Annotated in this window: 8 protein-coding genes and 3 pseudogenes; 7 read left to right on the top strand and 4 right to left on the bottom strand. The window is 66.9% G+C overall.

The window, feature by feature from the left end; all coding sequences use genetic code 11:
- Positions 1–290 precede the first annotated feature (290 nt).
- Complete coding sequence (locus ABT025_RS38700; protein ID WP_351003439.1) at positions 291–875, bottom strand: ArsR/SmtB family transcription factor; 585 nt, start codon at positions 873–875, stop codon at positions 291–293.
- Positions 876–947: 72 nt separating this feature from the next.
- Between ABT025_RS38700 and ABT025_RS38695 the strand changes: the two genes are divergently transcribed.
- Complete coding sequence (locus tag ABT025_RS38695; protein WP_351003438.1) at positions 948–1,526, top strand: dienelactone hydrolase family protein; 579 nt, start codon at positions 948–950, stop codon at positions 1,524–1,526.
- A 529-nt stretch (positions 1,527–2,055) separates the two neighbouring features.
- Here the strand turns inward: ABT025_RS38695 and ABT025_RS38690 are convergent.
- Entirely contained in the window at positions 2,056–2,601 is a 546-nt protein-coding gene (locus ABT025_RS38690) for an excalibur calcium-binding domain-containing protein (protein WP_351003437.1), read from the bottom strand.
- Between the two features lie 302 nt (positions 2,602–2,903).
- Between ABT025_RS38690 and ABT025_RS38685 the strand changes: the two genes are divergently transcribed.
- Together ABT025_RS38685 and ABT025_RS38680 are read left to right on the top strand one after the other, a co-directional pair.
- Positions 2,904–3,062 (top strand): hypothetical protein, encoded by a 159-nt coding sequence (locus ABT025_RS38685; protein WP_351003436.1) that lies wholly within the window; start codon positions 2,904–2,906, stop codon positions 3,060–3,062.
- A gap of 328 nt (positions 3,063–3,390) precedes the next feature.
- A pseudogene (locus ABT025_RS38680) lies at positions 3,391–3,978 on the top strand (helix-turn-helix domain-containing protein); the annotation flags it as partial.
- Positions 3,979–4,147: 169 nt separating this feature from the next.
- On the opposite strand, the gene ABT025_RS38675 reads toward ABT025_RS38680, so the two are convergent.
- Positions 4,148–5,080 (bottom strand): alpha/beta fold hydrolase, encoded by a 933-nt coding sequence (locus ABT025_RS38675; protein ID WP_351003435.1) that lies wholly within the window; start codon positions 5,078–5,080, stop codon positions 4,148–4,150.
- A gap of 73 nt (positions 5,081–5,153) precedes the next feature.
- On the opposite strand from ABT025_RS38675, the gene ABT025_RS38670 reads away from it, so the two are divergent.
- The 4 genes and pseudogenes from ABT025_RS38670 to ABT025_RS38650 all read left to right on the top strand — a co-directional run bounded on the left by ABT025_RS38670 (position 5,154) and on the right by ABT025_RS38650 (position 7,994).
- Complete coding sequence (locus tag ABT025_RS38670; protein WP_351003433.1) at positions 5,154–5,510, top strand: hypothetical protein; 357 nt, start codon at positions 5,154–5,156, stop codon at positions 5,508–5,510.
- Positions 5,511–5,626: 116 nt separating this feature from the next.
- Positions 5,627–5,773, top strand: a pseudogene (locus ABT025_RS38660) (IS5 family transposase); the annotation flags it as partial.
- Between the two features lie 682 nt (positions 5,774–6,455).
- A complete protein-coding gene (locus ABT025_RS38655) occupies positions 6,456–7,298 on the top strand; it encodes an IS5 family transposase (RefSeq protein ID WP_351003431.1) in 843 nt (280 codons plus the stop codon).
- A 351-nt stretch (positions 7,299–7,649) separates the two neighbouring features.
- On the top strand, positions 7,650–7,994 hold the full coding sequence (locus ABT025_RS38650) for a DUF2750 domain-containing protein (protein WP_351003429.1): 345 nt from the start codon (positions 7,650–7,652) through the stop codon (positions 7,992–7,994).
- On the opposite strand, the pseudogene ABT025_RS38645 reads toward ABT025_RS38650, so the two are convergent.
- Positions 7,991–8,836 (bottom strand): annotated as a pseudogene (locus tag ABT025_RS38645) (IS5 family transposase). The gene ABT025_RS38650 and the pseudogene ABT025_RS38645 sit on opposite strands and share 4 nt — an antisense overlap.
- Between the last annotated feature and the right edge of the window lie 362 nt (positions 8,837–9,198).

Below are 9,198 nucleotides of genomic sequence, written 5' to 3'. Positions count from 1 at the left end.
GCTACCTGGCGCAGAGCCGGCGACGCATCCGCCGCAGCGTTGCGGCACAGCAGAAGGCGCTGGCGTGGTGACTGAGCCCCGGGCCTGATGGACCGGGGCTCAGTCATGCGGTGACCGGCCGGGTGATGAGGTGGACGGCTGCCCGCTGCCCGTACAGCCCCTTCTGCTCAGGCTGATTGCTCTCGTACGACCGGGTCACTTTCCGATGCGCCAACTGGCACAGTCCCCTTGCCGCGTTGACCGAGCGGAAGTGCTGATCGCGGCGGCCGGAGGGGGATGAGCGCACAGCGTCAGCTCTGTTCGCCGGTTTCCGGAGTCGGCGGCAGGGTCGGGTAGTCGGGGATCGGATACACGCCGACGGCGAAGCCGTGGACCGTCTCGCCGGTGCGCGGCAGCCCGTCGAACTCGTGGATCAGCTGCTCGATGCGCTCCCAGAACTCGGCCACCTGCTCTTCGGAGATCCGGGCCCGCCGGATGAACTGACGTAGCCGCCCGAGCTCGTACGCCGCAGCAGATTCCCTCGCCGCGACCTCGAAGTCGTTGAAGTCGGGCGGCAGCGCTCCGCCGGCCGCCTGCCGACCGAGCCCGACGAAGAACATCCGTGCGGTGCGCCCGTAGTAGCGCTCCTCGATCGCCCGAACCTTGCGCGTCCGCACCACGCGCAGCAGGCCGGCCTTGGCCAGGACCGCGACGTGATGCGCGACGGTGCTCTTCGGCCGCTTGACCGCGGCGGCGAGCTCGGTGACAGTCGCGGCGCGTTCGTGCAGCAGCCCGAGGATGGTGGTGCGCAGGGGGTCGCTGATGGCCCGCACCTGCGCGGCGGTGGTGAGCTCGATCGTCTCGTCGAGGTCGTAGTCGGGAGTATTGCTCGGCATGATTGGATTAGACTAGCATCGCCGATTGTTCGAGAAATATGGATCGTTCGACGAGGCGAAAGCGGGCAGGCCGTGACCGAGGTTGTGCTGTTCCACCATGCTCAGGGGCTGACCCCCGGAGTCGAGGCTTTCGCGGCGGAACTCCGCCGGGCAGGCCATACCGTCCACGTGCCGGACCTCTACGAGGGGCACACCTTCGACAGCCTGGAGGAGGGCATCGGCTACGCGAGCCGGACGGGGTTCGGCACCGTCATGGAGCGCGGGATCGCCGCTGTTCAGCCGCTGGGTGTCGAGGTGGTCTACGCGGGCTTCTCCCTCGGAGTCATGCCGGCCCAGCGCTTGGCCCAGACCCGCGCGGGCGCCAAGGGCGCTCTGCTCTTCGACGCCTGCTTGCCGGTGTCCGAGTTCGGCGAGGCCTGGCCGGCCGATGTCCCGGTGCAGGTGCACGGGATGGACGGCGACCCGTTCTTCGCCGACGAGGGAGACCTCGACGCCGCCAGGGAGCTGACTGCCGACGACGACCGTGCCGAGCTGTTCCTCTACCCCGGGAAGCAGCACCTGTTCGCTGACTCCTCGCTGCCGTCGTACGACCAGGACGCGGCGGAGCTGTTGACCAGGCGGGTCATCGAGTTCCTGGACGGCCTGCGGTAACGGGGGCCCTCATCGGGCGCGCCAGTCCGTGACGGTCAAGCAGGACTCTTGGTCCAGTCGGTGCCGCACGTGCGGGCCGCCGGGCCGGGCCGCGGGACAGCGAACGGCCGGGGCCCGGAGGGGCTGAGTTAGCCCGGAGGGGGCTGAGTTCCGGCCGGCGGGACGGCTGCGAGAACGATGAGTCACGCTCGGCTTCGACGCGCGGCGCGACGGCTACTGGTGGCGCGTCAGCGATCCCGGCCGGCGGGGAACGGGTGACGACCGGCCCCGGGCTCTCATCCATGCCGAAGGCATGGAGCGACCGGAGCAGGGTCTCGCAGCACGCCCGCGTCATTACCGGGTACGTCAAGCCCGGGGGCGGCACGGCTGGTTGCCGGATCGGGGACCAGTTGCGAAGGCCGCGGTCCCGCCCCGTCGACATGTCGTTGCGGACCACGGGCGGAATCACCCGGCCCAAGGGCCGGAAGTCAGAAGTCAGCGAAACCTCCATCCGACTGCGCATGCGCCGGATGGAGGTTCCGCAGCTCTCCTATTCGCAGGCGATACCGTCACCGTCGCGGTCGAGGTGTGACCCGTAGCCGGGGTCCCCTGTGCGAATGGGTGCGGCGCCGGCTGCCCGAACGGCAGAACAGTTGGCGTAGTACGTCGCGCCGCCGCCATTGCCGTCGCCGTCGCCGCCGTCGGACTCGGAGCCTCCGGATGTGCCGGAATCGGGTGCGACGGTGACCTTGACCGTCACCGTCCTGGTGACGGTGGGTACCGGCTTCGGGCTGGCCGTGACGGTCTCCGTAAGCGCAGGGCCGGGCTTCGCCGATGCGGTGGCGGTCGCTGTGACGGTCACCGTGGGCGCCGCCGAGGCCGTGGCTGTCTTCTCGGTCTTGGCGTCCTCGCCCTCGCCCGCTCCGCCTATGCCGACGCCGATGAAGAACAGGACGATCGCCGCGGGGACGATGATCCGCTTCCTGGCCCAGCCCGGTCGGGGCGCGGGCGGTGGCGGACCCACATACGGGTTGGGGTCGGCGGGCTGTGGCGGCTGCCCCCAAGGCGGCTGAACGGACGGCGGATTGTGCGACATGCGTCCCCCTGAAAGTGCGTGGAGAGGTGACGTTAGCCGCGCCGAAGCGGCGGGGGAGGGTGATGTTCCGGTGGTGATGAATTTGTGACCAAGTCGTGGAGGTGGAGTGGATCCCCTACGTGCGTCGCGCCTCCCGGGTCGACCGGCGGTCGGGGGAGCACGCTCGTTACGGGTCTCTTGATGCGTCGGCACCGACCTGCGATTCTGGGCCGGTGCCAGGGCAGGCGAAGAGGAGGCGGCGGCAGGAAGCCGAGAGGCAGCGGCTTGCCGCCCGCACGGCGTCGGACCTGGGACGGTGGGAAGTGATCTTCGAGACGCGGGACCAGGCGGAGTTGCGCGCCTGCATGCGCAGCCTTCAGGAAGCGCGAGTCGACCAGGCGACGATCCGGATCGACACGCTGTGCGGCCGCCTGACGCAGCCGACCACGTACCGGCTGAGCCGGTTCATCACGGACGGGTGAGGGACCGCTCGTTTCACGGGCCAACGTCTGTAAGTGGCAGTGGATTCGGGAGACGGCCGGAGGCCGCTGCCCGAGAGGCATCCTCGCAGGAATCGGTGAGGAAGAGCCCTATGATCCGGTCCTCGCCGTGGGCGAGGACGTCCACCCCGTCCGGAGGATGGCGAGGACGTCCACCGCGTTTGAAGGACGGCGAGGGGAGCGGGCGCCGCGCTCCGCCGGGTGAGAAGGTTCGCCGATATCGCGGATGCTGTGACCACGTAGGTTCGCCGGGTTGGCTGTTCCAACGGCTGGATGTCCGGTGACGATCCATCCGATTGCTGGAGGTGTGGTGGCTGAGTCTGTCCGCCTGCGCAGGTTGACCGACGGGGAAGGTCAGAAGCTGCGGCGGATCTGCGTAGGGGAAGCACCAGTACGGTGCGCTACCGACGCGCGGTGATGCTGCTGGCCTCGGCCGGCGGGAACCGTGTTCCGGTGATTGCCAAGCTGGTACAGGCCGACGAGGACACCGTCCGGGACGTGAGCCACCGGTTCAACGAGATGGGGCCTTCCTGGACCCCCGTGGACGGGAGGCCGTCCCCGCCTGCTCGGTCCTGACGACGAGGGCTTCGTCGCGGCGACGGCCACCACCCGCACGACCAAGCTCGGGCAGCCCTTCACCCGCTGGTCGATTCGCGCTGCCCGCCCGGACGGCGCCCCGATCCACGTGATCCTGGACAACCTCTCCGCCTGCAAAGGCGAAGAGATCCGGCGCTGGGCGAAAAAGGAACCGGGTCGAACTGTGCTTCATCTCAACCTACGTGTCCTGGGTTGACCCGATCGAAGCCCACTTCGAACCGCTGCGGCAGTTCACCGCCGCCAACTCCCACCACACCAACTACACCGTCCCAACCGGGCCCTGCACGCCTACCTGCGCTGGCGCAACATGGTCACGTGCACCTTGGTCGGAGCACATGATCAGACAAAGGTGCACGACCACGTCCGGCGAACCTCCAGGTGAGAGACGCAGTTCGAGGCCTATTTCGACACCGGGTGCTCCGCGAGGCCAATAGCTGAGGACGACGTCAGCCAGCAAACCGGCCAAAACCCTAGGAACCCACCGTGCCTTGCACGAATTGCCGAATGTGCGTACGCACGGCGTCAGGCTGCTCCAGCCAGGGCTCGTGCCCAGCGGCCTCGATCCGCCTCAGCGGAAGATCGAGCCGGAGCGCGAGTGATTCAAGAGCGGAGACAGGGCGGGGATCGTCGGCCCCACCAAGGAGCTCCGTTCGCGGGGGCAGGCACGCGCGCAACTCGGCCAGATGCGCATCGAGCGGGTCCGCGCGTCCTTGCCTGCCAAGTTCACCGTTCATGGTCCAGTTGACAGGGCGACGATGTCGGCTGCTCCGCGCGGCCCAGTGCCACCCGCGTTCGGGATCGGCGTGGTCGGTGAACCAGGCCAGCGTGAGCAGCTCGACTTCCTGTGCCTCCGTGTGGTCCGGCAATTTTTCCAAAGCGCGGAGCCGCTCCTGCTGTACTACGGACATACGGCGATCGCGTTCCGCTCGGTCCCCTGAGCGCCAATCACCGACGAACGGCCCGCACATCAGCAGCATCGCGGCAACCCGGTCACGGTGCGCCAGGCAGAACCGGCTCGCCAGCTCGGTGCCGTAGGAATGTCCAATCAGCACGGCCTTGGACACGTTCCATGCGTCGAGCAGCTCGGCGAGATCGTCGACATGCCGGGCCAGGGAATGGCGCCCCTGCCACGGCGACCGGCCGGTGCCGCGCTGGTCGTACCGGTAGACGGGCGCAAGGTCCGCGAGCATGGTGGCGACATCGCCCAGGTAGTCCGGCAGACCCGGACCGCCATGGAGCATGACTACGGGCGGCTGCCGGGTGGTGTCTCCCAGCGCTATCCAGCGCAACTGAGCCTCGTCCGTCAACGACACGAGGCCCTGTGTCTCCATCAAGGTCACTGCGGAGAACCTACCGGTCTCACTGAGTCCCTGCCAAAGGTTGAAGAACAAGCGCTGAGACATCGCCTCCTTTGGCTTTGGCGCGTGGTGTTGACCGGCTCAGATGTGTGTCAGTGCGGTGTGGGAGCCTCCGGGCATGAGCTACGACCTGGCTGTCCGGGAAGGCGATCAGCCTCCGGATGACAAGATCGCCCGCCGCTTCTTCAGTGACCTATACGACCGTTATCTCGATGGCGAGGCCGGAGAGCCGGCGTCCGAACTCATAGCGGCCTATGTCACCGCTCTTCTAGAGCGGTGGTGCGACATCACCGAAGACGAGGAGGAGACCTCGCCCTGGTCGGTCGGCCCGTTGATCGACAGTGCAAGCGGTCCGCTCATCTACTTCGGAATGAGCTGGAGCATGGCCGAGGAAGCGTCAGCCTACGCGGCAGCCCTGGCCGACTCGATGGGGCTGATCTGTTTCGACGTGCAGCAGGACCAGCTCAGGCCCTGAGCAGAGTGGCCAATCAGTGGTGGCAGATGAGGAGTGCGGCTATGCCGACAAAGGCGAGGAAGTGCTCAGCCTCGCGTTCGTGGCAACGGTGGAACCGGCGGCAGCCGGCCGACCCAACCGGCGGGCTCACGCATCACCGCCGCTTTGCCCGCGACTACGAAACCCACCTCCACCGCTCTGAAGCCATGATCAAGGTGGCCATGGTCGACCTCATGAGCCGACGACTCACCCCCGAATCCACCTCGAACTGGCGCGACTCCTGAGTCAGGAGGAAGCGCCCTGAGCAGGGCAGTGCCAGTCGGCCGAGTCGATCGCGTTCTCCTCCGCGTCACTGAGGTGGAAGCAGTTTCCGTTGACCCACACCGTGACCGATTCGGGCCGATGGTCGACCTGGAATGGTTCGTCCCCCCGCAGAGTTCCCGACCATGAGCCATCCGCTGCAGGCGAGTGGGTGACAACAACCCACGTCTGCTTCGGGAGCATCTGGTGCGTCTCTGCCCAGGGCTCCACGGTCAACTCCAGCGCGGACTCAGCTCCATTGCTGATCAGCAGCCGCGCTGTTCCGACACTACCCACTCCCGACACCCCTCCTTGCCTCTACGGGCGATCCCGCACGCAACTGGAGAGTACGGGCCCCACACGACCCGATCGTCACACACGCACGACTACCTGAAGCCGCCCCGGCGCCCGAGATATCAATAGCCCTGCCAGGACAAAACACTCTTTAAAAGAGCGTTTCGTCCCGACAGGGGTGCTTCATCGCAGTTCAGATGACGAACCGCTTCGTGTCGGCTGGGGCAGTAGACATGTCTTGTGGTGGGTGAGGCGAATGACGGCCTTCGGGGGCCCGTTTCGGTCCCTTCGCTCCTGTCTGATCCCAACGCGCCCCCGGTCGCACCGGTTTGCGCCCTGTGGCGGGGCGGCGGCCATCGGTACTACAGAAACATGCCTCGTAAGCAGCGGCCCTATCCAAGTGACCTCTCCGATGCCCGTTGGGAACTGCTGGAACCGACTCTGATGGCCTGGCGGGCCGAGCGAAGAGGGAAGGGCCTGGATATCGGGCGGCCGCCCGAGCACGATCTGCGGCGGATCATGGACGCCATCCTCTATGTCGACCGGACCGGGATTCCCTGGCGGTATCTGCCTCACGACTTCGCCCCATGGGAGACGGTTTACGGTTACTTCGCCGCCTGGCAGAAGGACGAGGTCTTCGACCAGCTCAACGGTCTCCTGCGGCGCCTGGTCCGGGAGGCCGAAGGTCGCGACGCCGAGCCGAGCGCCTGCGTCCTGGACGCCCAGAGCATCAAGACCTCGGCCAACGTGCCCGCGGCCGGCCAGGGCATCGACGCGGGCAAGAAGATCGCAGGCCGCAAACGTCACATCGGTGTCGACGCACTCGGCCTCCTCCTGGCCGTGCTGGTCACCGCCGCCAGCGTCTCCGACAACGCCGGCGGCATCCACCTGCTCTCGGACATCGCCGAAGGCCACCCCCGCATCACCAAAGCCTGGGCCGACACCGGCTACCGCACCAAAGTCATCGACCACGGCGCCCGTCTCGGTATCGACGTCGAAGTCACCCGCCGCGACCCCGCTCAGAAGGGCTTCAAGGTGATTCCGCGACGCTGGGTCGTCGAGCGGACCTTCGGCTGGCTCATGCACCACCGCCGCCTCGCCCGCGACTACGAGACCCATCCCCACCGCTCCGAAGCCATGATCAAGGTGGCCATGGTCGACCTCATGAGCCGACGGCTCACCCGCGAATCGACCCCGAACTGGCGCGACGCATGACCCCTGGCCGCCGCACCATCACGAGCTCGCCGACCTCTGCCGCAACACCCTGAATCGCTGATCCACCAGGTCAACACACTCATGCAGACCCGGAGTCGGCAGACCGGCACGCTCACGCATCACGGCAATGGCCTGCACATTCCGCCCGGCCGAAACGAGGCCGTCCACCTCAGCCTGCACCTCAACCGAGAGTCGGTCCCACAGAGCATTCCCCATAGCCGCATTGAACCCCACGAATCGCACCCAGGAGTGACCGTGATCCGCCGCCTTACCAAACACCCCCGGCAGGACAAAACACTCTTTAAGAACTCCTAACGAAATGGGTCTTGGGGAACGCTAGGCTCGGTGGCCATGAGTCAGAGCGGTTCGCAAGCGGCGGCATTCTTCCGAGATGTCCGTGGAAACGGAGTGGTCTGGCTTGTCCGGGATGACGACGGAAGCCCGACTCACCTCTCCGCGGACGGCACGCGAAGCTTTCCCTTCTGGTCGACCTCGCCCCGGGCCCAGAGGGCGGCGAAGATCTGGGGACGTGGGCTCCGCGTCGATTCCATGCCCTTGGACACCTGGTGCGATCTTGTACTGCCCGATGCCGCCCGGGACGGACTCGTGATCGGCATCAACTGGAGCGGGCCGCGTCTGGTCGGCTGGAGCTTCACCCCCAGGGAAGTCCTTAACCGGCTAGCGGCAGTCCGCTAGCTCACTGCATCGGTCACCAGAGCGCGCAGGCGCCGCCAGCAGACGAGTGCGCATCCGAGGGTGAGGAAGGCTTCGTGGATGTCGTCGCGGATCTCCCAGCGGATCCGCAGGCGGCGGAACCAGTGCAGGTGGCGAATGCGCGCTCCACTACCCAGCGTTGGGTGCCCAGTCCCGAGCCGTGCTCGGTTCCGCGCCGGGCGATCACCGGCTTCACGCCAAGGTCCCAGACCAGGCGGCGGTACTTGTCGTGGTCGTAGCCGCGGTCACCCAGCACCACATCCGGGCGGCGTCGGGGCCGGCCACGCTTGCCCCGCACGGACGGCACGGCCTGGAGGAGTGGTATCAGCTGGGTGACGTCGTTGCGGTTGCCGCCGGTCAGAGTGGCGGCGAGCGGAATGCCGGTGGCGTCGGTGATCAGGTGATGCTTGCTGCCCGTCCTGCCCCGGTCAACAGGGCTTCGTCCCGTCTTGGAGCCCCCTTTAACGCTCGGATATGGGAGCCGTCGACGACCGCCCGGGAGAAGTCCAGGGCGTTCGCGCTGCGGAGCCTGGCGAGGAGGGCCTCGTGCAGTCGCTGCACACCTCGGCCTCGGTCCACTCGGCCAGCCGGCGCCAGCAGGTCATGCCTGAGCCGAAGCCGAGTTCCTGCGGCAGGTGTTCCCAGGCGATTCCGGTGTGCAGGAACAACAGGATGCCCTGGAACACGAGCCGGTCCGGATGCCGTTTGCGCCCGGGGTGCCGGGTCCGGCGCTCAACCTTGGGTAACAGCGGCTCGATCGCCGCCCACAACTCGTCATCGACTTCCCACGGCTTCGGCCGAGCCACCCCGCACCCCCGGATCATCAGTCCCGGAGCGATCCAATCACCTCAAAGATCATTTCGTTAGGAGTTCTAAGAGTGGCTACTGAGGTTTAACTCGTGGAGTCGTAGGGGCTGTCGGCTGGTCGTCCGCTGCTGTGACTGAGGGTTCCAGTAGGCCACTGAGTGTTGTGCTTGGCCAGTTGAGCGCACGGAGCCGAGTGACTGTGACTGGACAAGATGGTCGGCAGTCGATCGAGACGACTGAGCCGACCCACTAGCGTGTTGACGTGCACATCCTCGATGACCCCTGTGTCGGCGTACTCGCGTATGTGCAGAGGCAGGTACGGATGAACGTGCAGAGCAAGTAGCCGCAGACTGGCCCTCATTGCCGTGCGAGATGATGG

It is taken from the genome of Streptomyces sp. NPDC002809, assembly GCF_040295435.1.
Lineage (GTDB): Bacteria > Actinomycetota > Actinomycetes > Streptomycetales > Streptomycetaceae > Streptomyces.
The sequence above is the reverse complement of the archived record's forward strand: the minus strand, read 5'-3'. Positions and strand labels throughout refer to the sequence as shown.